This is a genomic window from Colwellia echini, from assembly GCF_002843355.2.
GTDB lineage: Bacteria > Pseudomonadota > Gammaproteobacteria > Enterobacterales > Alteromonadaceae > Colwellia > Colwellia echini.
Genome location: NZ_PJAI02000006.1, coordinates 124,481 through 151,004 on the forward strand (window position 1 = coordinate 124,481; position 26,524 = coordinate 151,004).

Consider the following 26,524-nt stretch of genomic DNA (forward strand, 5'->3'; position numbering starts at 1 on the left):
GCACCAATTTTTAATAGAGTGGGTGTAGATGAGGAAAACCTTGCAAATGATTGCATGGCAGAGCCGAAATCAAACGCCAATTTATATAGCTACCCTAAGGTAATAAAGTACATGCCAGTAATTAAAGTAAGAGAAAACGAACCATTTGACGTTGCATTACGTCGTTTTAAACGTTCATGTGAAAAAGCAGGAATCCTTTCAGAAGTTCGTCGTCGCGAATGTTATGAAAAGCCAACTTGGGAACGTAAACGTAAGAAAGCAGCTGCTGTTAAACGTGCTGCCAAAAAAGTTTCTCGTGAGAATGCTCGTCGCGTTCGCATGTACTAAGAATTATCTTAGTCAAACTATCCTCTAAGAGATTGCTTATTATGGAGAGCAAATGTCACTTCTAATACAACTCAAAGATGAAATGAAAGTTGCTATGCGCGCTAAGGACACTATTCGTCTTGGTGTAATTCGCATGGCAATTTCTTCGATTGATGAAGTCGTAAGACTTCAAAAATCAGAAGCAACTGATGAAGACATCCTCGCTGTATTAACCAAAATGGTTAAACAGCGTAAAGAATCCATTAAGATGTTTCATGAAGGCGGTCGTGAAGAATTAGCAGAAAAAGAAGCAGCAGAAATTGTTGCATTAAACTTTTTTATGCCACAACCACTTACCGCAGAAGAAATTCAAGTATTAATAGGTAATGCAATTACTAACTCTGGCGCAGCTTCTATGGCTGACATGGGAAAAGTAATGGCCATTTTAAAACCTGTTATGCAAGGCAAGGCTGACATGGGCGCTGTAAGCGGTCAAGTAAGGGCTGGTTTGCAAAAGTTATAATTAATATAATATTTAAATATAAATTAATTATAACCCAATACTTTAAGAACCGTAATAGCTATAGCTGTTACGGTTTTTTTATACCCATTTTTCCTGCGTTACACCTTAAGTATTAGCCATAACTTGGATGATAACTTAAAAAATATCATCACTTCTATTCGTGTATTGTGTAGAATAGCTGCGTTGTATCTTCCTTTTTAAAATGACTAATAAAACCTTATGGCTGGACGTATTTCCCGACAATTTATTGATGACTTACTTAGCAGAGCAGACATTGTTGATCTTGTTGATAGCCGAGTACCGTTAAAAAAAGCGGGTAAAAATTATCAAGCCTGTTGCCCCTTTCACAATGAAAAGTCGCCGTCATTTACGGTAAGCCAAGATAAACAGTTTTATCATTGCTTCGGTTGCGGAGAACACGGCAACGCTATCTCTTTTTTAATGGAATTTGACCGTTTAGACTTTGTTGATGCCGTTGAAGAGTTAGCCTCACACTGTGGTATGGAAGTTGTTCGCGAAGAAAACACTGCGAGTCCTGAAGAGCAACGTCGACAGCAACAAGTTTACCAACAAAAACAAGATGACTATGAACTAATGGCGCACATTAGTCGTTTTTTCCAGCAACAATTAAAAACAGCAAAAGACAAAGAAACAGCAATAGATTATCTCAAAGGTCGTGGTTTAAGTGGTGAGGTCGTTAAGCGCTTTGGCATTGGTTATATTAGTGATGAGTGGGATGGTGTGATGAATACCTTCTCAAACAATGGCCAGGCCAACCAACAACTTATTGATTTAGGGATGGCTATCTCAGGTGAAAAAAATCGCCCTTATGATCGTTTTCGTGGTCGTATCATGTTTCCTATTAGCGATAAACGTGGTCGGGTTATAGGTTTTGGCGGACGTGTTTTAGGAGATGCAAAACCTAAATATTTGAACTCACCTGAAACTCGTATCTATCATAAAGGCCAAGAGCTTTACGGTTTACACGAAGCCAAACAGGCTAATAAACAACTTACACGTCTTGTTGTGGTTGAAGGTTATATGGATGTTGTCGCTTTAGCGCAACATGGTGTTGATTATGCAGTAGCATCACTTGGCACCGCGACAACGTTTGAACAACTACAAACCCTATTTCGAACCGTGCCAGAAGTTATTTGTTGCTACGATGGTGACCGTGCTGGGCGAGATGCTGCTTGGCGGGCAATGGAAAATGCATTACCACTTATTCGTGACGGTTTTTCCTTAAAATTTGTTTTTGTTCCTGATGGTGAAGACCCTGATTCTTTGATCAGAACTCAAGGCCAAAAAGCTTTTGAAACAATTATTGATAACGCTATGCCGCTATCAAAATTTCTGTTTGAACAGTTGATGCAAAAAGTGGATATGAGCTCATTAGAAGGCCGAGCTGCTTTAGTTGAATCTTTTCAGCCTTATTTAGCTAAACTGCCAGATAGTATTTTAAAAGATTCTATGCTCAATGAAATAGCGAATAATTTTGGTACAGGCAGCGAACAATTTTTAGCGAAACTAACCAAAAATATAAAAGCTAGCGCAGTAAAAAAAGCGGTGACAAAACAAACAAAAGTCACGCCAGTTAGATTAGCACTTGCATTATTGCTAGAGCATCCCCATATAGCTAATAGCTTAGATGATATTAATGTTTTGCAAGCCTTAACAGCACCGGGAATACCGTTGTTGATACAAGTGCTAGGCGTATGTCAGCAAAACCCAGAAATAAAGTCTGCTCAGTTACTTGAGTCTTTTCGGGGGACTGAGCAAGGCGTGCAATTATCCAAGCTAATGTGTTGGCAACATCACGTAGAAGCTGACGCAGCAACGGATGTTTTTTTGGATAGTATCGAAAAGCTATTAAACAACTTTGTAGAACAGCGGGCTGAAGTGTTATTACAAAAAGCTCGTGCGGGTCAAATGACAACGCAAGAAAAACAAGAATTACAAGCAATACTCAATGCTTAACTCTTTGTCTTAGCTATACTAAGCAAATTGAGTAGAGAAATAGATAAAAGAAATAATTGATTTTTGTGCTAAAAATTAAGCACTAAAGTAAGATTAGCGCTATGTAAATAGCTTGAACAGCATTAAGTGATTAAGACCGTATATTAGCTGGTAACCGCGTAAAAAATTCGCTATAATTTCCTGCTTTATTGCGTCTTGTTGTCGCTCTAATTAATGCACAAATAATGCACTAAACGCAAATTTATATTCCATATTTTTATAATACAGGTGGACACTCGTCAATGGAACAAGCCCCTAAATCTAGACTTAAAGAGTTGATAACTAAAGGTAAAGAACAAGGTTATTTAACATTTGCTCAAGTTAATGATCATCTTCCACAAGACATTATCGATTCTGACCAAGTTGAAGATATCGTTAGCATGATCAATGATATGGGCATTCAAGTATTTGAAAACGCACCTGATCAAGACACCTTGATGATGAGCGAAGGTAATACAGATGAAGATGCCGCCGAAGCTGCTGCACAAGCATTAGCAACAGTAGAAAGCGAAATTGGTCGCACAACTGACCCTGTACGTATGTATATGCGTGAAATGGGCACGGTTGAATTACTTACTCGTAAAGGCGAAATCGTCATTGCGAAGCGTATTGAAGAAGGTATTAAAGAAGTTCAACGTAGTGTTTCTGAATACCCACCCGCAATTAATTATCTATTAGAAATGTGGGATAACTTTGAAGCAGAAGAAATTCGCCTAACTGATATCATTACTGGATTCTTAGACCCTGATGCTGAAGATGAAGACGTACCTGCTGCGGCAACGCATGTTGGTAGTGAATTGTCTAAAGATGAATTGGCTGATGAAGACAACGAAAAAAATGACGATGATGACGATGAAGATGCTGAGGACGAAGAAGAAGAAGATACAGGTCCTGATCCAGAATTAGCTCGTGAAAAATTCGCTTTACTACGTGAAGTACATGAAAATGCGACTAAAATCGTTCTCAAAAAAGGCCGTGGTCATAAAGACGCTCAAGAAGCGATTGATGCCGTAGCCGATGTATTTAAAGAATTTCGTTTAATTCCTAAATTATTTGATAAATTAGTGAAAAACATGCGCGGCATGATGGACAGATTGCGCGTGCAAGAACGTTTAATCATGAAGCACTGTGTTGTTGGTGCAGGCATGCCTAAAACAACATTTATCAAAATATTCCCTGGTAACGAAACGTCTAAAGAATGGTTTGAAGCTGAAAAAGCAGCAGGTCATCCTTACTCAGCAAGACTTAGCGATGTAGAACCAGATGTAGAACGTAACATCTACAAGTTAAACCAAATTGAAGAAGAAACGCACCTTAATATTTACGGCATTAAAGATATTAACCGTCGTATGTCTATTGGTGAAGCTAAAGCTCGTCGCGCCAAAAAAGAGATGGTTGAAGCTAACTTACGTTTAGTTATTTCAATTGCGAAAAAATACACCAACCGTGGTTTACAGTTCCTTGATTTAATTCAAGAAGGTAATATCGGTTTGATGAAAGCTGTTGATAAGTTTGAATACCGTCGTGGTTATAAGTTCTCAACTTATGCAACCTGGTGGATTCGTCAAGCAATCACCCGTTCAATTGCCGACCAAGCACGTACTATTCGTATTCCTGTACACATGATTGAAACGATTAACAAATTAAACCGTGTTTCTCGTCAAATGTTACAAGAAATGGGACGTGAGCCTACGCCAGAAGAATTAGCTGAACGTATGGTGATGCCAGAAGATAAAATTCGTAAAGTATTGAAAATTGCTAAAGAGCCAATTTCAATGGAAACGCCAATTGGTGATGATGAAGATTCGCACTTAGGTGACTTTATAGAAGATGGTAGCGGTGAACTTCCGGTTGACTCTGCAACTTCTGAAAATCTTAAAGGTGCTACTCATGAAGTATTGGCCGGCCTAACAGCCCGTGAAGCTAAAGTACTAAGAATGCGTTTTGGTATCGACATGAATACTGACCACACCTTAGAAGAAGTTGGTAAGCAGTTTGATGTAACACGTGAACGTATTCGTCAAATTGAAGCGAAAGCATTGCGTAAGTTACGCCATCCATCTCGCTCTGAACAACTGAAGAGTTTCTTAGACGGCGAGTAAAAAGAACGTAAAAAATAGTATTTAACAGTCTTTATTAGTATTTGGTTTAGTTATATTTAATTATTGATAATAAAATACTGTGTTAAATAGAGATAAAAAAGAGTAAGTTAGTTGCCTAGCTTGCTCTTTTTTTGTGGGCGGCCATTTTATAAAGTTATTTAACTTAGGAATTTTGATATGCGCGTTATATTAACTATTACTTGTGCTCTTTCTATTGTAGCAACGCCTTCAATTGCAAAGCAGCCATTAAACTTTGAAATAACCCCAATGATAGGTTATCGCTTCGGCGGTGATTTTGATAACGCACAAGGCTCGTCAATAGAATTAGAAGATGGTACTAGCTATGGCTTAGTATCTGCTTGGTCTGTTGATAGAAAACACCAAGGTGAGTTTTTAATTAGTTATTACGATACAAACTTCTCCGACTTAAGTAACATTTCAACAAGCGATAACGAACTTAGTATTACCTATGCGCATTTAGGTGGAACTGTGCCTATATCTGAAGGTGCATTACCTGTTAATGTTGTCGGCGGTTTGGGGTTAACACACTTTGAACCCGAAGATAGTGAGTATAGCAGTGAAACCCGTTTTTCAATTAATGTGGGTCTGGCAAGTAAAATACCACTCACTGAAAGTATAAGCTTTAGAGTAGAAGGTCGAGCTTATGCAACATTTTTTGATTCAGAGGGCGCGCTTTTTTGTGGACCAAATGGCTGTGTAGGTTACATATCCAGCAATGTATGGATGCAAGGTGAAGTAAATGCAGGCTTAACCTTTAAATTTTAACTATTAGGTTTAACTATTAGATTTAATTCCTGGCTTTAGTTATTGGTTTTACTTATCGTTGAGCCATTGTTTAGCTGTTAATTAGTTATATTGTTTAAGAAACAAGCTAACAGTTAAAAAAGCTTAATTATTTAAAGTTCAGTAGGTGACAACAAAATAAAAAATGCTTATACTGCACGCGCTTTGTTAATCAGGCTAATCAATTGCCTTAACAAAGTCCTAGAATACCAGGCCAAATAAATGAAAATGGGCCTTTAGCTCAGTTGGTTAGAGCATCCGACTCATAATCGGCAGGTCCGCAGTTCAAGTCTGCGAAGGCCCACCATTTTCATTATCTCAAATCGTGACTCAATACAGTTACTAGTTCATCAGTTAATACTTAATCATTAGCTCATTGCTAATATTCCACTTATCCAACATATTCCAATACCTTTTTATTTCTTTCTATTTTTGGATCTGGAATTGGCACTGCGGATAATAGTGCTTTGGTATAGTCGTGTTGAGGTTCAGCATACAGTTTCTCTACTTCGGACATTTCTACCTTGTTACCTTTGTACATCACCAATACTCTGTCGGAAATATGTTTAACCACGGCTAGATCATGGGCGATAAAAATTAAACTGAGCCCGAGCTCTTGTTGCAGTTGTTTGAGTAAGTTAATCACTTGCGCTTGAATGGATACGTCGAGTGCAGATACGGGTTCATCACAAATAATCAGTTTTGGTTTTAATATTAAAGCTCGGGCTATGCCGATGCGTTGACATTGACCGCCTGAAAATTCATGGGGGTAACGATTAATTAAGTTAGGGTGTAAACCAACTTTGCTCATGATCGCTTGTACTTGTTGCTTACGATCGTTATATGATAGCTCTGGGTGGTATGTTCTTAGTGGCTCGGCAACTATTTCGCCAACGGTCATTCTTGGGTTAAGCGAGCCAAGTGGATCTTGAAAAATCATTTGAATATTACGACGTTCAGCATGCCATGCTTGTTTGTCGAACTGGGTAAGATCTTGCCCGTGCCAAATTACTTTACCTGATGTTGGTTTTAATAAACCAATAATAGCGCGGGCTAAGGTTGATTTACCGCTGCCAGATTCGCCAACAATACCTAAGGTTTCACCTGCCATTACCTGAAAAGAAACGCCATCAACGGCTTTTAATAGGCTAGGTTTTGTCCATGGCAGGGCATTCTTTTTCACAATAGAAAAATGTACTTTAATATCTTGCACATCCAATATTACAGTGGATTTTTCAGGTTGTGCTGTAGACTCTGCTTTAAGCTCTGGTCTAGACTCAGTTTCAGCTAACGCACTAGCTTGCTCATTGATTGATAAGCTGGCTAAGTTGGTTACGTCTTTGTCTAATCTTGGAACGGCTTCTAATAAAGCTTGAGTATAAGAATTTTGTGGGCGATAAAATATATCGTCGGCGCTGCCGTATTCTTGCATTTCACCATTTTGCATTACTAACACATTGTCGCAAATACCAGCAACAACGCCTAAGTCATGGGTGATCATAATAATCGCAGTATTAAACTCGCTTTGTAGTTCACGTAACAACTGCATAATTTGCGCTTGCACGGTAACATCTAGCGCGGTACTTGGCTCATCGGCAATCAATAACTGTGGTTTACACAATAATGCCATGGCGATCATAACGCGCTGACACATGCCGCCTGAAAACTCATGAGGATATTGGTTCATGCGTTGTGCGGGATGAGGAATTTTTACCGCCTCTAACATGGCTACCGACTCGTTATAAGCTTGCTTTTTGCTCATGCCATTGTGCTGACGTAACACTTCAATTAATTGCTCACCTACTTTTAGATAAGGGTTAAGTGAGGTCATTGGATCTTGAAAGATCATTGCTATTTTTTTACTACGTATTTTATTTAACTGACTATTAGGTAAATTCAGTAACTGTTGTTGCTCAAACGTTGCTGAGCCTTTAATCATGGCATTACTTGGCTGTAATCCCATTAAAGCAAATACCGTTTGGCTTTTACCTGAGCCTGATTCGCCTACAATACCTAAGGTTTCACCTTGTTTGATACTAAAGCTCAGATTATTAACTGCAGTAACTATTCCCTCTGGAGTGTTGAACTGCACTTGCAGATCTTTTACGGCTAATAGCACTTCTTGTCGATTTTCTGGTGTGTTTTTTGAGTGTGACATGTTCGGTTCCTTAATGTTGCTTTGGATCGAGCGCGTCACGTAAACCGTCGCCCAGGTAGTTAAAACAAAATAGCGTTAAAATCATAAAGCTAGCAGGCACTAAAAGCTGCCAAATTGCTACTTCCATGGTTTGCGCGCCTTCTTGTAGTAATGCTCCCCATGAGGTCATTGGCTCTTGTACACCTAAGCCAAGAAAACTTAAAAAGGATTCAAATAAAATCATCCCAGGCACTAATAAAGTAGCGTACACCACAACAACACCAAGCACATTAGGTACAATATGACGGGTGATAATTTTCCAGTTACTTACCCCACATACTTGTGCGGCTTCAATAAAGGCTTTACCTTTTAAACTCAAGGTTTGACCGCGAACTATCCGTGCTACGTCTAACCAAGAAACGCAACCAATAGCGACAAAAATCAAAAAGATATTACGACCAAAAAAAGTGACTAAAAGAATAACTAAAAACATGAATGGCATAGAAGCGAGAATTTCTAAAACGCGCATCATTATTCTATCGGTATTACCGCCAATAAAGCCGGACGCTGCACCATACAAAGTACCTATTAAAACCGCGACTAGGGCACCTAAAATACCTACCAAAATTGAAATACGTCCGCCAATTAGTACCCGCATATATAGGTCGCGGCCTAATGAATCGGTTCCTAAATAATGTCCATTTTGCCAATTAGGGCCGGTATGAATATTTGGCCAGTCTGCCATATCAAAACCGTGCGCGCCGAATAATGGCCCAAACAACACGGCAATAATAATAAAACTAAGAATGTACACGCTGATCATTGCTGCGCGGTTGGCTTTAAATCGACGCCAAACGTCTTGCCATACACTGCGGCCATGTACTTCAATTCCTTGCGTTATATCTACAGAAAGACTCTCGATCGCTTGGCTATTTTTTGCTTTATTTATCATGAGTTTTTCTCCTTACTCATAACGGATTTTAGGGTCGATAGCGGCTAATAAAATATCGACAATCGCGTTAAAGGTAATGGTTAAAGCGCCAATTAGTATGGTTAAACCAAGCACTAATGAATAGTCTCGATTTAAAGCGCCATTAACAAATAATTTGCCTAATCCAGGTAAACCAAAAATAGTTTCGATAACCACTGAACCTGTAATAATACCGACAAATGCAGGTCCCATATAAGATAATACGGGTAGTAGTGCAGGGCGTAAGGCATGGCGTAATATTATGGTTGAGTAAGGTAAGCCTTTCGCTTTAGCGGTGCGAATAAAATTAGAGCTTAATGTTTCAATCATAGAGCCGCGGGTAATACGGGCAAATGAAGCAATATATAGTAAAGACATGCTTAACATGGGTAATAAAATGTACTGCCAACTGCCGCCTTGCCAACCGCCCGCAGGTAACCAACCAAGTTCTATTGAGAATATATAAATAAGCACGGGCGCTAATACAAAAGAGGGCATAATAACGCCAAGCATTGCAGTAGACATCATAGTGTAATCAAGCCAAGTATTTTGTTTTAATGCTGCTAAGGTGCCAATGGCAACGCCAACAATGGTGGTAAAGATAAACGCCAATAAACCTATAGTGGCAGAAACAGGGAGTGCTTGTTCAATTAGCTCGTTAACTGAATAGTCTTTATATTTAAAAGACGGGCCAAAATCGCCTTGTAATATATTACCTAAATAGGTGAAATACTGCTCGTGAATCGGTTTATTTAAGCCATATTCTGCTTCTATTTTTTCAACGATTTGCGGAGGTAAACCACGCTCACTAGAAAGTGGGCTGCCGGGAGCCAAACGCATCATAAAAAAAGATAAAGTGATTAATATCAATAATGTCGGTATGGCTTCTAAGAAGCGCTTAATAATAAATTTATACATAGATATATTTGCTCTTATTCTTGATATCTGTTGAGACTGCTACAATTACTTGAACATTCATTCTTTGTGGGTATCTGCCACTTTATACATTAATTTACTTGGAATAATATCTAGCGCATTATTCATTGAATAGCCACGAATATTCGGGCTCACTAAGCGTGCTAATACATAGTGGTAAATAGGAATAATAGGCATATCCTCTGCCAACATAGCTTCAGCTTCTTTGTAGGCTTGTTGTCTGTCTTTGTTTGATGTTGCTTGTAATGCGCGATTTAAAATAGCGTCGTAGGCTTCACTTTTATAATGCATATCATTTGACGAGTTAGTTGACATTAACAAGGTAAGAAAAGTTGATGGTTCATTGTAGTCACCACACCAGCCTGAACGGGTAACTTGAAATGTGCCAAAACGGCGGGTGTCTAAATAGGTTTTCCATTCTTCGTTTATCAAAGATATTTTAACGCCCAGAGCTTGTTTCCATAATTGACGTACCGCTGTCGCTATTTTTTTATGGTTTTCGCTGGTGTTATAAAGTAGTTCAAATTCTAGTGGATTATCTTCATCATACCCTGCCTCTTTTAATAAGCGTCTCGCTTCAGTATCACGTTTTTCTTGGCTCCACGTTGCATAGTCTGGTAAATCGGCAACCATATCAGCGGTTTTGTCTGGGGTAAAATAATAAGCTGGTGATTCACCTTTACCGGTAATGTAGTGAGTAATAATGTCACGATCTAACGCGTAAGATAATGCTTTTCGAATGCGAACATCGTCAAATGGTGGGTTAGTTACTCTAATGCCATAATAATAAGTACACAGTAGCGGAGAAATACGTAGCGAATCGCTGTGCTCTTTGGTTAAGCGTGAATAATGCTCATTAGGAACTTGCGACGTAATATCAATTTCACCGCTTAAAAAACGATTCATTTCTGCTACTTGGTTTTCAATAGGTAAGTAAGATACTTGTTCAATGATGACTTGATCGGCATCCATATAATGAGGGTTTTTTTCCAGAACGATACGCTCGTTTACCGTCCATTTCTTTAAGTTATATGCGCCGTTACCTACAAAGTTTTCTGCGCGAGTCCATTTATTGCCAAATTTTTCAATGGTTGCCTTATGAACTGGTTTTACTGGGGTATGCACCAACATTTTTGGGAAATAAGGTATTGATTCTGTTAACTTAACCTGTAAAGTGAAATCATCGAGCGCCTTTACTTCCAGAGTTTCTGGCTTTTTATTGCCTTTAATTATCTCTGCAGCATTTTGCATGGTGGTCATTTCTAGATACCAGGCATAAGGAGAGGCGGTGTTAGGGTCAACTAAACGGCGCCAACTATAAACAAAATCATCAGCGGTAACGGGATCACCATTAGACCAAAGTGCGTCTTTTCTTAAATAGAAGGTAAAGGTTTTATTGTCTTGGGTTGTCCAACGCTCTGCAATTAAAGGAATTAAATTCCCATTTTCATCTTCTGTGGTTAATCCTTCCATTAGATCATGAAGCACGGTACCTGCAGTAGCCCCCTCTATTTTATGTGGGTCTAACGACGCAACTTCAGCACCAACTCCGCGCACTAGATGTTGCTCTTTTGCTAATTTAATACCGTTAGGTACATTGGCAGCCTGTGCAGATATAAACGGTAGGGTAAAAATAAAGAATAATATGCATCGGTAAAAGCAATGAGTAAAACTTGGAAAAGTATTATAAGCAAAATGATGAAGGAAACTGGTTAACTGTTTGGCGTGCATATTCGACCTTTGTTTTGGGCTTTTACTGGAGATCTTGCTCTACGGCAAGTGTTGTGAGGCTATAGTATTGGCTGAAAAAGGGGGCAAGAGCAAGTGGCAATACAAAATAAAAGGGTGGGATGAATGTTTTAATTTTACGGGGTGGCAATATTAGTGTCATAAAACTGTTATAAAATGTTCTTTTTTCAATAGTTAAAAGTTATCAGGCATGCTGGCATTCGACCCTACACTCGCTTCTACTATAAAAAAGACTCACGAAAGCCGTTTTATTAAAATAATTAAAATACTCATGCTATTGTTAGTGGTTATTGTGACTTTATTTCTGTTAACGCCATCTACAGTTACGCCTTTGACATTGGATAATTTACACAGCTATCAATGTCAGGTAAAAAAAGCTGTAACGGATAATTCTTCTAATTACTCCCCTAATGAAGCACCGAACAAGTTGTCTACTAGGCAATCTACTAAGTCACCTACTAAGTCAGTAAGTAAATTATCAGTACACTTTCCGTCAGCAATACTCGCTAAGCAATACGCGAATCATTTATGTGATCAAACATTAGTCGCTAGGTCTTACAATGAAGTGGAAGTGTCTTGGTTACCTCGAGAAAAAATTAATAGTGATTACCTTTTACAACAAAAATTTGATGTGATGTTTAGTCGTAAGCATGTAATGCAGGGCTTGTTACCTAGTTTTAATCATTTTTACCAAGAGGTGTTAACGTTTCCTAATTATTCAGTGTATTGGTTTAGTAATAACGTAATGGATAATGTTGATTTGAAGCAATATAACATTGGCTTGGTTAGTGATAGTCAAAGCCAATCAAGCCACCAATTACCGATTAAATATTTACGCCAGTCTGGGTATCAGTTAAATGAGTTAGCTATTCATTATTATTCAAATAAAGGCGGGTTATTAAAAGCTTTTTTACGGGGAGAGGTTGATATTATCCCAAGTGTAAAAGGTATTCCCGTTTTATCAGATTGGCCGGCAGAGCATTTATTGTTAATAGATGATACAGCGCCATTAGGTAGTGTTTATGTTAGCAAGCAAGTTAAGCCCGATTTTATTTGTACTATTCAACAATCTTTTACCTTGCTCAAGCCTGTTTTAGCAAGGTTAACGCAAGAACCAATTCATATAAATGACTGTAATAAATTGAATGAAATATTTATTGAAAACTAATAATCAAATTAAAATGAAATATACACTTAAGTATTTTTTACTTTTAACAAGTATTTTTGTTTTGTTGACTTTAATAAGCCATTTACGACTTTATAGTGCAGTAAAAGCGCAGCTAAGTTTGCAACTTCCTGCAACACTTAACAGTGCTTTAGTTAATAGCTTTAATAACGAAGATCAACTAAATAAAATAGCGGATAAAATAGTTTTATCGAATCAACGTATTAGTGTTGATAACCCTTTGCCTTTACCATTAGTGAATTTTATATCACTTGAGCATCTTAAGTTTTCATTAAGTTCAACCGGCCCTAAAAATTCAAATGAGGGCTCTACTGCGGCTTCAGTAGAGCACAATGAGATAAATCACATTGATGGCTTTAATCAACTCAGTTGGCAAAATGGCAGTGAATTAGTTCAAGCAGAATTTTTATTGACGTATCAATTTAATATGTTCAATACAATAATAATCAGTTTATTGCTTAGCTCATTATTAAGCTATTTGTTTTATTTATTACCAAATAAGCAAAGACAAGAAGCTAAACAGTGGCAAGACAATATTGAGCAAGCGGGTGTTAATAAAACGCTCGCGGTAAAGCTTGCTAAGCTAATAATAAGCCAAGAAGCTGCTGCCAACTCAAATGACAATAACTTGCACGATAGCAGCATAAACATTAATGCCTTACCACGCATAGTAACCTTATGTATAGAAAGAGGTTTATTAACTGATGAGATTGCACTTGCATTGATAAAAGCCGAACCATTACCGATAGCTCATGAACAACAATTATGGTTTATTAAAGCGTTAGAGCACCAACATACTGTTGAGTCAGCATTGATTATTGCCAAAAGTGATGAGCAATTGAGTTTTAATTTATCTGCTAAAACAATTACAGCGCACGGCTTAACTATAACGTTAACTGCCACACCGTTATTTTATTATTATTGGTATGCGCAGCGCGCTATTTCTCAACTTCCTTTGTATGTAAATCCTTCACAGACACAACCAGATCGTAAACAAGGTGAGTTATTAGCTACTATCATGCTCGAATATAATGGTCACAGCAAAGCGATGAATGATCTATCGCAAAATGGCCTAAAAGCTAAAGCGTTGGAGTTAAACCGTAATAAGATTAAAGATGAGCTGATGGCATTATTAGGTGATTTAGCTAGCCCTTATTTGTTAATAAAAGAGCGAGATTTAAAAACAACACGCTATAAATATGGTTTTTCTACTGATTTAAAAATACTGCTGTAGTTCCTTACTTATATATCATGATCTCCGTTTTTATTGGGTTAAGAGATATCTCGATGCAGTAAAGAGATATCTCTTTAACCAAACTGTCATCTTTTTAAACTACTTTGTTTGCGTCTACTTAACTCAAACAGAGAAATACCTATGAAAATTAAAACACTACTTGGCAGTTCATTAATTGGCTTATGTTTAAGCCAGCCAGCTTCAGCATTAAATATTGTATTAACCAACGATGATGGTTGGGACACACATAATATTAAAACTTTATTTACTCAATTAAAGTCAGGAGGTCATGATGTAGTTATGGCTGCACCTTGTATCGGACAAAGTGGTAAGGGCGGCGCTGTTGAATTTTTAAAAGCAGTGAATATAGACCGCAGTCAAATCGCAGACAATAAAGCCTGTATTGGTGAAACCGATGAAACCTTAGCATATGAAGATTTTAGTAACGGTACGCCAGTAATGGCTGCTTTATATGGTATTGATGTTCTAGCTCAAGAAAAATGGAGCGCTGCACCTGATTTATTAATATCAGGACCAAATGAAGGTAATAACTTAGGTTATCTAACTAATAATTCAGGTACTTTAGGTGCCGCTAACGTTGCTATTGCTCGTGGTATTCCTGCTATTGCGGTAAGTGCGCATATGGACGATGAAAATACGGAAGCGATGGCAAAAGTGGTGGTAGATATTGTTGCTGAATTAATCGCAAATCAAAAAGAAGGGCAGGCGTTGTTACCAGCATTTACCGGATTAAATGTAAATACTCCTGCAGACTCTGCTAATCATCAAGGTTATGTTTTTAGCCGCGTAGGTTGGAATTCAGGTAATGTTGATGTGCAATTTGTTGACGACATGTCACAAGACCAAACGGTAATGGGCTATGTTGCACAAGGTATTTTAGCAGCAGGTTATGCACCAGATATGGCAACGGCAATGCAGATAGCGCAAAGTCAATATGCAGGTAAAGGTGGCGTTTCTATTGCTGATGGTGGTCTTGTAAACGACAATAATGCCAATAGTGAAGGCGTATTATTAGAGCAAGGTTACGTTACAATTAGTACGATTGAAGCAAACGTACAGGCCACTTCAGCCAAAACAGCCTTAATGGAATTAAAGCTAAATGGTTTAATAAAATAATGGAAAGTTTAACAATGAAAAAATTATTACTTCCTAGTGTGATATTAGCATTACTTGCTGGCTGTGATGACAGTGAAAAAAATGCTGTTATTGAAGCGTCACCACAAGAAAATTATGAAACGTTATTAGCAACTTATCTTGGCACTTATCAAGTGGCTTATGAAATAGAAAGCAATGTTTTGTTAGCAACATTGGCTATCCATCAGCATGATGCGACATTACGTTTAACTGATGGAAACGAGAATGTTCAAGTTATTAGCGGCGATTACTCGGTTAATGAAGATACTAACCAAACAAGTATCAGCTTTGCTGATCTGGGTCAGTGTAGCCTTGTTGAACAAAGTGTTAGCTGTGAACTGCAAAGTCAATCATTAGTCTTGTCAACTACTAGCGATACGACTAACTTATCGCTTACTGAATTAGCGGGTAATTATCAGTTAGTAAATAATGGTGATAATTACACGGTAACTATCGACGCGGCAGGTGATTTTACAGGGCTTGTTAATAATTGTGAGGTGACAGGTAGTATCACTGTTGACTCAGGACCCGTGATAGAAATTAGTCAAAACGCCAGCTGTAATATTGAAGAAACCATTGGTTATATTACTAGCGACTCTTTATATCAAGAAAATGACACATTGAATGTAGCGTTACCTAATTCGATTTTATCGGGTTATTGGTTCAAAGCTTAACAGTTAATAGTTATGGATTATTAGTTATGGGTTATTAGTTAATAGTAACGAGTAAAAGCAAAGTATAGATAAAGCCCTATTGCCAATGGATTCCAATGGAGTAGGGCTTTTTAAATTGTGATTTCACTTTAAAAAGACCGCTAACCTTGCCGATTAGAAGTAATAAATGTCTGCTACAAATTAATATTAATCATCTGTATGCCAATAATTTTCCGCTGCTTACCTTTTAGGTTACTTAACCCAAACTGAGGTTGTCTGTAGCTATCATTAACTCGATTTCAGATTAACTAACATAGATGTTGTGATCATAAAGTACTCTCTCGTTCATCTAAATTTCAGCTATACTAGGTTGATAACATATAATAAATTAGCTATTTAGAGAGTATATATAAAGAATGCTTTTTACTAAAATGAAATGGTTACCTTCCTCAATAATCTTAAGCTTATTTAGTTATGCCCTAGTACTTATCGCGACAATTTCATCAGGTGATGCGTTATCGATAGAGCCTTCACCAACAATTGAAAATACACTAATTAAAAAGCATCTACATATCTTATTAATTAACTCCGGTAATAGAGACTTACCTATGGAGCGAGAGATATTGGCAGGTTTGAAAAGCAAATTAAAAGAAAGCCCTGTAATTGTAGATATTTATCAAGAGTATTTAGATTCAGCAAGATTCAGCGAAAGCTCGCAAAATCTTGCTATGGCAAATTATTTAGCAAAAAAATATGAAAATACACCGCTTGATATTGTCATTTCAAATGGTATACCTTCGGCCAATTTTTTAACTGAAAACCTTGAGTTATTTAAAAAAATAAAACAGGTTTTTGTTCGCTCTGGTGCGGTAGATGTTAGCCAAGTACACAATAAAGTACTTATTGATGCGAGTAATGATTATAAAAAATCAGTGAATGATCTGATCCGTTTAACCTCACCTAAAAAAATAGTCGTGCTTGCCGACAAAAAAGCGACCTTAGCACGGGTGCATTTAAAAAGTTTAAATGAAGAATTTGAACTATTACCTAACTCCATTGAAATTAAATATGTATTGGATGAACCTTTAGTCATATTACGTCAACAAGTTGCCAATCAACCACCGGGCACTATTATATTATTTACGCCGATTATGCGTTTTAAAAATGGTTCATTCCAAACACCTTATCAAACAGTAAGCGAACTAGAGAAAGTTAGTAATGCGCCTATTTTTAGTTTTTGGGGATCAATGCTAGGTTCAGGTGTGGTAGGTGGTTATATGCTATCAGGCCTTAAAGTAGGAGAGGCTATCGGTACTATAATTATTGATATTGCCCAAGGTAATGAAATTAGAAATTATTCTGCCGACCTCGTGAATGTTCACTTATATGATTCACGGCAATTAATAAAGCATAATATTGATGTGCAATCTCACATTTCCGAAGCCGTTATCAAGTTTTATCAACCGACATTTATTGAGCAATATAAGGTGGGGATTTTATTCACTTTATTCGCGTTTGTTGTGCTTTCAATTTTTGTTTTTCTTTTGGTTATCGCCAACAAAAAAAGAAAGTCTGCTATCAATGCTCTTCATCGGGAGCAAAACTTATTAGAGCAACGTGTTCTGGAAAGAACCGAAGAGTTACTTATTGCAAAGCACAAAGCCGTAGCCGCCTCTGTCGCTAAAAGTGATTTTTTAGCGAATATGAGTCATGAGATTAGAACGCCGATGAATGGGGTAATGGGAATGCTCGGTTTATTAAATAATACCCCGCTTGATGAACAGCAAAAACATTATATTAGTATTGCTGAAAGTAGTTCGCAGTCATTGTTAACCGTGATTAATGATATTTTAGACTTCTCTAAAATAGAGGCTGGAAAACTCGATATAGAAAATATTGATTTTAATTTACAACTGCTTATTGAAGAAAGCATCACCTCAATGAGTTTTCTTGCCTATGAAAAAAACTTAGAGATTATTGTTGATACTAAAAATATTAACAATGTTTTTGTGAAAGGCGATCCTAGTCGACTTCGTCAAATATTTAATAATCTTGTCTCCAACGCTATTAAATTTACCGAGGTAGGGGAAATTGTCATTAGTGTTAAAACCCAAAGCTCTAAAACCGAAAGTACGAAAACCGATGGCGAGCAAAATAACGAACGTATTGATTTTACTTTTAGTGTCACCGATTCAGGCATTGGTATTGCAAAAGATAAGATAACTAATTTATTCTCAGCGTTCACTCAAGCGGATAACAGCACAACAAGAAAATATGGCGGCACTGGCTTAGGTTTGAGCATTACCAAACAACTATGTAAATTAATGAACGGAGAAGTATCGGTTATCAGCAAGATAGATAAAGGAAGTACCTTCACTGTTAATTTCACTTTACCGACAGGAAAAGTTATTGATAACGAAGCCACTTTTATTGATATATCCCATAAAAACTTTCTTATTGTTGATGATAATAAAACCAATAGAGAAATTCTTATTAGCCAATTAAGTCATTGGGGAGCTTATGTTTTTTCAGCAAAAAGTGGTGCTGAAGCGTTGGCATTATTAACGAGTGATAATGCTCCTGAGCTTGATGCTATGATCCTTGATTTTCAAATGGAGGAAATGAATGGTATTGAGCTGGCGAAAGAAATTCATAATATCCCTGCTTATAAACAAGCAAAACTAATGATGATGACCTCGGTTATGTTGAATGAAAATTATCAATACTATATTGATAATGGCTTTTCTGCTTATCTAACCAAACCAACAGCCGCGACAAAGTTAGTAAAAGCCTTATCTAAGGTGTTAAGCCAAACAAATTTACAACCAGCAACACTGGTCACTGAATATAATACAGAAGCAATGAATGAGGCTATTAAGCTTGATAGTAATGAACATAGTAATGAAGATAGTCATGAAAATGTTGATGACTTTTCCGCAATCACCATACTACTTGTAGAAGATAATCGCATAAATCAAAAAGTAGCTTTAGGTATACTTAAACATTTTAAAGTAAATTGTAAAGTGGCTAACAATGGCTTAGAAGCCATTTCAATATTGGAAACAGGTGCGCTCATTGATTTAATTTTAATGGATTGCCAAATGCCAGTAATGAGTGGTTTTGAAGCGACTGCGGCTATTCGTAGTAGTGATAAAATAGCAAACGCTAAAAGCGTACCTATCATTGCTTTAACCGCTAATTCGATGGCGGGTGACCGAGAAAAATGCTTAGCGTGCGGTATGGATGATTACTTATCTAAACCGATTAATTTAGCTGAATTTATGGCTAAATTTAAATACTGGTTGGAGGAAAAAAAATAACATCAGACCTTGGTTAATTATCCTATACTGAATAAAAGTCCTCGATTAAGTTTTTATGATTGCTAATTTGTTGCCCTATTATATTTTGTTTAGTTTTATATTAACTTTCTCGACACAGTCATTATCTTATGACCTAGAAAAACCTTCCATAAACACTACACAAGTAGTTGTAAATCAAAACACAGCGATAACTACCGAACTGGAAACCATTACGGTTACTGCGCAAAAGCGTGATCAATCTATTCAATCTATTCCCATCACTGTTAATGTTTTAAATGAAAACGAGATCGTCAACCTGGGTTTAACCGATATGGAGGACATATTATTTTTATTTCCTAATCTTAGTACTAATGCCACAACCGAGCTAGCTGTGGGGTATAGTATTCGAGGTGTTGGTACTAATAATCCGCACGGTAATGTGAATCAAGCAGTAGGCATTTACCGCGATGAAATATCCTATGGCACACCGTATTCGGGTATTTTAGGTGTTTACGATACCGCTAGAATAGAAGTATTAAGAGGACCACAAAATAGCTTATTTGGCCGAAATACTATCGGCGGTGCAATTCATTATATTTCGATAAAGCCTTCTCTTGATGACCATGCTTCGGGTTACATTATAGGTAATGTAGGAAATTATAATCTAGGTGAATTTACTGCAGCGTTGAATGCACCTTTAAGTGAAAGTGTCGCCTTAAGAATCACCGGTCAATCAATTCAACGAGAGGGTATTTATACTAATTTAGCAACTAACAGTGCAGGCGAGCCGCTTGGTGAAAGCAGCCTCGGTGATAAAGACAGGCAATCTGCTCGTGCTCAATTATTATGGCAACCCAGTGATAATACCGAATTACTTTTTAATTATCACACAGCTAATCATCACGGTACTAATATTGGCAATAGAGCCTATGGTACACGCGATGCCGACGATCCTTATTTATTGATTAATGGCGTGCAAGACTTTAAAGATAATAGTTTACCGGATGACAAAGCCAGTATTTCTCCTTTTATTGAAAATGTTGATGCTAATAGCAGCGATATAGTTAACAGTGTAGACCGTAATGGTTTTAATCCTGCAACGGGTGATTGGCACAAAATATATAACGTATCAAGCGCGCGATCTTATGCGAAAATTAGTGGTGGTTTCTTTAAGCTGAATCATTTGTTCGACAATAATTATAGTATTAACTTTAGCGCATCATACGATAACACGTTACTTGAAACGGCAGACGAGACCTCAGGGACAAATTCATTACAATTTATACCCAATAGAGACGCTAGTTATGCTCAGAAGTCTTATGATATACGCGTTATGTCGCCAGAAAACCAAGCAGTACGTTGGTTAGTGGGGGCTTATTATTTTAATGAGAATATGGATTTATATACCATGATCCGACGCTTTAATTATATTGGACCTGAAAGTAATGTTCCCAGAGATATTGTTGCTCATAATATACTTGAACAAGTTGATGAAGATGTGTCACTTTATGGGCATTTAGAGTGGTCGCTTACCGACAACTTAGTGCTTAGCTCAGGGCTACGTTATACCGAAAACAACAAACAAGCCGACTCGCGTTTTGGTGTGGCTACAAATTATAATACCAATCCAGCTGGCGGTAGCAGTATTTCAGCAAAACCTTTTAATACCCAAACCGATTTGATTTTTGATCGTGTGTCTACCGATATTTTTCTAGATAAAAGTTTTATTGAAAATTGTTATTCGGCTGATTTTGCAGACTGTACGATATTACCTGCCACCATTAAAGAGTATCAACTTCAACAAAAATTGTCAGAGTGGGGTGGTAAAGTCGCTTTGGATTATCAACTCAGTAAAAATAACTTTACTTATATTAGTTTTGCGCGCGGTTTTAAATCAGGGGGCTTTGACACTCGCGCTTTAGCGGCTTTATTTGGTGAGGGGGCAGAGCAAGCATTCTTACCTGAGTCTTTAGATGCCTATGAACTTGGCTTAAAAACTCAGCTGACTTCAACACTGCAAATTAACAGTGCTGTTTTCTATAATGTTTGGACAGACTTACAAACCTTTGGTGTATTTAATGGTGAACCACGCTATGTCAATATTCCTACTTCGGTAACTAAAGGGGTAGAAAGCGAAATAAAATGGCTCCCGGCAGATACTTGGTACACACAAATAGGTATCGGTTTTCTAGATACTGAAATAACAAATAGCGGCACTTTTACTGCCGCAGATGAAGGACATGAATTACCAAACTCGCCAGCTGTTACCTTAAATGGTTTATTGCGTAAACAAATAGATAGCTCATTTGGTTTATTCACCCTAGAAAGTGACTTTAGATATGTTAGTGAACAAATTGATGGTTTAACTTACGATAGTGATAGATACGCCACCAAAAATGCTCAATTTTGGCTTAATGCTCGACTTAATTATCAATTTGGTCAAGAACATCAATATAACGTTGCGCTTTGGGCTGAAAACCTTACCGAAGAAACCTACTGTGTAGATATAGGTATGCAAAATATTATTACCCCGACAACAACTCAAGCTGACCTAGGTGAAAGAGGGATTGATTTAACCTCTACAATTACTTGTCAGCCATCTGAAAATAGCGGCGAACGTTTTTTTGGTATATCGATTGGAGTTAATTTTTATTAAAATCTTTCGTTTGCATATGTTGAATATGTTACTAAAAAGCGGCTAAGACTTTGCAATATAAGTAGCTGTAACTTTAATACTTGATTCAAGAGCTTTGTCTGGAATCGTTTTGTTTTTTCGGTATTCGCTTGGTGAAATACCAACTAAACGATTAAAAAAACGATGAAATGACGATTTATTATTAAAACCAGACATAAGTAAAATTTCTAGAATATTCTTATCCTTTGAACCTTCATCTCTAAGTAATCGTTTAGCTTCGGCGATCCGGTGATAATTAATGAATTCGAAAAAGCTTGTTTTCAGCTTTTTATTTAAAACATAGGAAACATCTTTTGCCGGAACATCTATTTTATTAGAAAAATCTTCAATGTTAATATTTGCTTCTAGGTGTAATTTTTGCTCGGTTATTGCCGAGTTTATTTGGTTAATAATATGCTCGCATTTATCTTTATTATGATTGGCTTTTTTAATAAAAGGCTTACATGTCAACATTCTATGGCTATGAACTAGGCTGTAAATAAATAGCGCATTGATTAAGATAAATATTAAATAGTTATACACTTTCCCTATATCATCGGCGATAACACCTCCCCATTGATCAGCAACCAGCACAATAATAAACGACCAACTCCAGCAGAGAATAAAACAAGAAGAAATGGTTGTTAACCAGTTAACTTCTACCGTTGAAAACGAGGAGTAATTTTCTTGTAATTGAGCATAGTATTGTCTGACTGTAATTAATGAAAATACGGCATATAAAACGGATGTTGTGGTAACAAAATACCAAATAACCGTAGAAATTGGAGACTGCTCTTGTGTCACATCAGAGTACATTTTTAAATCTTGCGTGGTACCTGAAATCCCTAAAACAATAAATAAGCCGATGAACATGGGCAGAAAGTGCCAACAATCAGTTAATTTAATGTGATATTTTGTTTGTGTTATTGAGTACACATACAGTAAAAATAATGGTCCCCTTGCTAGATGACCAATAACAAACAAATAAGGTAATAATTGTTGGCGTACTGTATTGGAAGCAGGCAGTGCCTCATTCCACATAATTAATTTAGTTAATATCTCTACTACTATTGCTAGTAGAAAAGCGCCAAAAATAACATCTTGGACTCCTTGGCTTTTGTCGATAAAAAAACGATAAAAGGCAAGTATTAAGCATTCAATGATCGTAATGATGAAGCAAATATCGTTGAGGTTGAAAATACGATCGTCGATTATTGACATAGTTGACTCGATAAATTTTTAGTTTTAACTATCGTACTTTCCTTGATGATAGGCGAATAAAAAAGGTTAACACAAGGTTAATATAATATGAAATTAAATTGTAATTTAGAAAGGTTCATTATTTCAATATGAGTTTTATAAATAAAAACGGAGCATTGCTGCTCCGTTAATGTTTTAAGGCAATATTTTAAGCCTTTAAGTTAAGGTGTGAACTTAAGTTTTTAATTTAGATTTTTATCTCACTTTTAAACTGCTTGAATAAATATGCTAATAAACTAAAGTGCTTCTAAGAAGTTATGTAAGTTGCTGAGATCATTTGCAGATAACTCTTTGTAGTTATTGGTGGCGCTTAACGCTTCACTGCCATTAGTTCCATGCCAAAGAATTGCTTCTCTGATAGTGCGCGCTCGGCCATCATGTAAATAAGTGCCACCCGGCGCTTCGTTGCAAACGTCATCACCTTCAGCGCCCGTAGGGTTAATAACCCCGTTAGTTACGCACATGGATAAACCTAAACCCCATAATGGTGTGGTACGCCATTCGCGACCACTAGCTAAGCCTTCGCCTAAGTTGTCAGCTAAACCATCACCCATGTCATGAATCAACATATCCGTGTACGGTTGAATAGCTTGATCACGTACTTCGACTAAAGGATGGTATTCACTTGTTTGGAATGAAGGCGTATGACAAGCCGCACACCCAGTATCAACGAACACTTGTTTACCTGATTTAATCGATTGATTTTCAACGCCCGATTCTAAGCCACGCTGGGCACGTACTGCTAATGCTTGTACATAATAAACGAGCTTGTCTAAGTTTGTGTCATCTAAAGCTGCTGCGCCCGAGCTACAATCAGTTTGGTTACTACCACAATCTAAATCAGGTAATAATGATGTTTTAACGCCCATGTCAGTATTTAATGCCGCAGCAACTTGATGCTCAACACTTACCGTTGAAGCTTTCCAACCAAAACGACCTATACGTGAAATTGCCGGATTTTGTGGGGCGGTTATGATATTAGCGCGACCAGAAACACCATCGTTAGTACTTTGTTGTGCTAGCTCTAAGGCTAGAATGTCTTCCTCCTTAATTGCCTCTAACAAACCTAATCCTACAATCCTTGGTGAAATACGTGCAGAAAATAATGCTGGCTGACCATTTTCAAAGGTAAAAGTAGGAGTACGTAAACCGTCTTCTAACTCAGTCCATTGTGCAATAGCCACTGTACCTTCACCACTTCCACTGGTATTGCTCGGTTGTATTACTCGACCTCGATCAGCATCTGGTTCACCTGATACATCACCAATTTTAAATACCCAGCGATCTAATGGTACGCCATTCGCTTCTACTGCCGCGCCGCCATTACGTTCGTGACAACTTGAGCAACTTTCATTCACGTAATGTGCGCCAATAAGGTTAGTTACCTCAGTAAAAGTCCCGTTGTCGACAAATTCATCATGTTGACCGTCAATAAAAGAGGAATGAAAAACACGACGACCTTCCAAAAACTTTTGTGATTTATCGTAATCAATATTTAACGCCATTTGCATAAAATAGTTATCTGGTTCATCGGTATATTGGTATGGCGCGGTGGTGCCGCCACCTAATCGATACTCTTCAGGAAGCTCTCGGCTATCTTCTTGAAAATGCGTTTGATATTGAACAAACTCACCGGGGTTTTCTAAATACCAAGGAACAATCCCAGAACCGGCAATATACAAAAAGGTTGAGCCGTAATAGTTAGTTTGGCCACCGATAATCTCACCGTTTAAAGTTCCACTAAATTGGCTAATTTCAAACTCCATTAAATCGCCGATGGCAATTGGAGGAGAATCATAGCCAAAATTACCTAATGCGGTATCTCCTGCGGTAGCTAAGTTAGATGGGGATTTTCGAGGGTTAAAGGTAACTGTTTTTGTGTAGTGAAAATGCGATCCGTCATAACCATTTTCATCACCACGACTTGTGTCAATTTGCATTAAAGAATTATCAATGTAATCAGCTTTAGTGCCCCAGCCCATGTACCAAACTCGACCTTCGCGTTGAGTTGAAATTGGCCAAACGGTTCGTACGTTGATTGTTATACCTTCACCGCCTTTTGCCACATGGTCAATAATTTCAACACTGGAAGAGCGGCGTTCAAAATAATGGGCAATATAGTGATCGTAAGATTGGAATTCGTTTTCTTTAGCATGACGTGTACGTGGGCGGTCACCAAAACGTGTTATTAATGCTGTAGAGGTATGTTCTTGATGAACACCTTCTAAAGCAGTAGCGCTGTTGTATAAAGGCGTAACTGATAAGTTAGTAACAGAGCATCCTAATGAATTTACCGCCTCACCTGTTGGTGTATTAGGACATTGATCGCTACTGTCATTAATGCCATCGTTATCTGTATCTACAGTATCGTCGGTTAACGTCAACTGTAGCCAATTGAGGTTAAAGCCAGCGTTAAGTATATTAAGTCGTACTGTATACGTGCCCGCTTGCACCGTAATTTGACCATTATCATTCGTGGTATAGTTTTGCCAACCTCCAGTGCTATCGACAGTGTCAGTAGTAAACACATTACCATCTATACTTAACTCATAACTTCCACCACCGCTAGGTGATGCGACTCGTGTGCTAACATTGTAAGTGCCCGCACCTAAAGTTACTTCGTACTCTAACCATTCTCCTGCTGCAGTCCAGCCAATATTATAGCCACCGTTAGTATCGGTTGTGCCTTGAATATCAACGTCATCTGAGCGGTATTGACCACCGGTATTACCGGTACTGCTATCATTAAAATCAGTATAATCTTCTGCTTCAATTAATACTTGGCTAGTAATTACTACAGCACAACCAGCAGTATCAACTGACGTATTTATGGGAGTATTAGGGCATTGATCTGTGTCATCTAGTACACCATCATTATCGCTATCAAGTATTGCTTCTGCTATTAACTCTAGGTTTAACCAGTTAATATTAAAGTTACCGCTGTTTACGCTAAGTGTAATGGTATGTTCACCCGATGAAACGGTAAATTCGCCAATTTCATGGGTTTGGTAAGTTTGCCAACCATTGGTTGCCACCGTATCGCTGGCAATGGTTTGACTATCAATACTTAAGGTGTAATCGCCCGTATTTCTTGCGGCAACACGGGTAGATAAAACATATGTACCAGCACTTAATTCAAGGGTGTAATCAAGCATTTCAGTGCTTTCAATCCAACCGACGTTATAACCACCTCCTGTGTCTGAGGTGACTTGAATATCAACCGCGTCAGTGCGGTATTGCCCACCAAGGTTAGCTGATGTGGTGTCTGAAAAGTTAGTGTAATCTTCTGCTTGAATTAATACGTTGAAAGCAGCGGCCTGACTACTGCCTAACAAGAGTGAAACGGTTAAACAGTTTAAAATCGTGGTGAATAATTTATTATTTTTCATCGTTATTATTCCTTATTTTATTGTTTTTTATACTTATATTTCTAAATGTTTAGTTACATGATTTATCGTTCAAAAATTATTAATGTTATTGGTTAATATTGTTAAAAAATAAAGGCCGCTTATTACCCTGT

At 37.5% G+C, this 26,524-nt stretch carries 17 protein-coding genes and 1 tRNA gene; 12 read left to right on the forward strand and 6 right to left on the reverse strand.

Going from position 1 to position 26,524, the window contains the following annotated elements:
* Positions 1–111: 111 nt before the first annotated feature.
* From rpsU to CWS31_RS07470, 6 genes are all read left to right on the forward strand, one after another.
* Positions 112–327, forward strand: coding sequence for a 30S ribosomal protein S21 (gene rpsU, locus CWS31_RS07445; RefSeq protein ID WP_076420232.1), 216 nt, complete (start codon positions 112–114; stop codon positions 325–327).
* A 52-nt stretch (positions 328–379) separates the two neighbouring features.
* Positions 380–829, forward strand: coding sequence for a GatB/YqeY domain-containing protein (locus CWS31_RS07450; RefSeq protein ID WP_101345512.1), 450 nt, complete (start codon positions 380–382; stop codon positions 827–829).
* A 219-nt stretch (positions 830–1,048) separates the two neighbouring features.
* A complete protein-coding gene (dnaG, locus tag CWS31_RS07455) occupies positions 1,049–2,806 on the forward strand; it encodes a DNA primase (RefSeq protein WP_101345513.1) in 1,758 nt (585 codons plus the stop codon).
* Positions 2,807–3,087: 281 nt separating this feature from the next.
* Positions 3,088–4,947, forward strand: coding sequence for an RNA polymerase sigma factor RpoD (rpoD, locus tag CWS31_RS07460; RefSeq protein ID WP_101345514.1), 1,860 nt, complete (start codon positions 3,088–3,090; stop codon positions 4,945–4,947).
* A gap of 177 nt (positions 4,948–5,124) precedes the next feature.
* Complete coding sequence (locus tag CWS31_RS07465; RefSeq protein WP_101345515.1) at positions 5,125–5,733, forward strand: hypothetical protein; 609 nt, start codon at positions 5,125–5,127, stop codon at positions 5,731–5,733.
* Between the two features lie 248 nt (positions 5,734–5,981).
* Positions 5,982–6,058: transfer RNA gene (locus tag CWS31_RS07470), tRNA-Ile, on the forward strand.
* Between the two features lie 84 nt (positions 6,059–6,142).
* Here the strand turns inward: CWS31_RS07470 and CWS31_RS17935 are convergent.
* The 4 genes from CWS31_RS17935 to CWS31_RS07490 are packed head-to-tail and all read right to left on the reverse strand — an operon-like array spanning position 6,143 to position 11,525.
* A complete protein-coding gene (locus CWS31_RS17935) occupies positions 6,143–7,909 on the reverse strand; it encodes an ABC transporter ATP-binding protein (protein ID WP_101345516.1) in 1,767 nt (588 codons plus the stop codon).
* A gap of 10 nt (positions 7,910–7,919) precedes the next feature.
* Positions 7,920–8,840 (reverse strand): oligopeptide ABC transporter permease OppC, encoded by a 921-nt coding sequence (gene oppC / locus CWS31_RS07480; protein ID WP_101345517.1) that lies wholly within the window; start codon positions 8,838–8,840, stop codon positions 7,920–7,922.
* A 12-nt stretch (positions 8,841–8,852) separates the two neighbouring features.
* Positions 8,853–9,776 carry an oligopeptide ABC transporter permease OppB gene (oppB, locus tag CWS31_RS07485; RefSeq protein WP_101345518.1) on the reverse strand — a complete coding sequence of 308 codons (924 nt, stop codon included), beginning with the start codon at positions 9,774–9,776 and terminating at the stop codon, positions 8,853–8,855.
* Positions 9,777–9,833: 57 nt separating this feature from the next.
* The gene (locus tag CWS31_RS07490; protein ID WP_101345519.1) at positions 9,834–11,525 is read right to left on the reverse strand and encodes an ABC transporter substrate-binding protein; all 1,692 of its coding nucleotides are present in this window, start codon (positions 11,523–11,525) and stop codon (positions 9,834–9,836) included.
* A 310-nt stretch (positions 11,526–11,835) separates the two neighbouring features.
* Between CWS31_RS07490 and CWS31_RS07495 the strand changes: the two genes are divergently transcribed.
* From CWS31_RS07495 to CWS31_RS07520, 6 genes are all read left to right on the forward strand, one after another.
* Entirely contained in the window at positions 11,836–12,711 is an 876-nt protein-coding gene (locus CWS31_RS07495; RefSeq protein ID WP_148747743.1) for a hypothetical protein, read from the forward strand.
* Positions 12,712–12,772: 61 nt separating this feature from the next.
* Positions 12,773–13,963 carry a hypothetical protein gene (locus CWS31_RS07500; protein WP_148747744.1) on the forward strand — a complete coding sequence of 397 codons (1,191 nt, stop codon included), beginning with the start codon at positions 12,773–12,775 and terminating at the stop codon, positions 13,961–13,963.
* Positions 13,964–14,104: 141 nt separating this feature from the next.
* Positions 14,105–15,100: a 5'/3'-nucleotidase SurE gene (locus tag CWS31_RS07505; protein WP_101345522.1), complete on the forward strand. Its 996-nt coding sequence runs from the start codon at positions 14,105–14,107 to the stop codon at positions 15,098–15,100.
* 14 nt (positions 15,101–15,114) lie between these two features.
* Positions 15,115–15,792 carry a hypothetical protein gene (locus CWS31_RS07510; protein WP_148747745.1) on the forward strand — a complete coding sequence of 226 codons (678 nt, stop codon included), beginning with the start codon at positions 15,115–15,117 and terminating at the stop codon, positions 15,790–15,792.
* A gap of 395 nt (positions 15,793–16,187) precedes the next feature.
* Positions 16,188–19,091, forward strand: a complete 2,904-nt coding sequence (locus CWS31_RS07515) for a response regulator (RefSeq protein WP_101345524.1) — start codon at positions 16,188–16,190, stop codon at positions 19,089–19,091.
* A gap of 55 nt (positions 19,092–19,146) precedes the next feature.
* Positions 19,147–21,726, forward strand: coding sequence for a TonB-dependent receptor (locus CWS31_RS07520; protein ID WP_101345525.1), 2,580 nt, complete (start codon positions 19,147–19,149; stop codon positions 21,724–21,726).
* Between the two features lie 42 nt (positions 21,727–21,768).
* On the opposite strand, the gene CWS31_RS07525 is transcribed toward CWS31_RS07520, so the two are convergent.
* Complete coding sequence (locus CWS31_RS07525; protein ID WP_101345526.1) at positions 21,769–22,965, reverse strand: AraC family transcriptional regulator; 1,197 nt, start codon at positions 22,963–22,965, stop codon at positions 21,769–21,771.
* A 275-nt stretch (positions 22,966–23,240) separates the two neighbouring features.
* Positions 23,241–26,393: a di-heme oxidoredictase family protein gene (locus tag CWS31_RS07530; RefSeq protein ID WP_101345527.1), complete on the reverse strand. Its 3,153-nt coding sequence runs from the start codon at positions 26,391–26,393 to the stop codon at positions 23,241–23,243.
* Between the last annotated feature and the right edge of the window lie 131 nt (positions 26,394–26,524).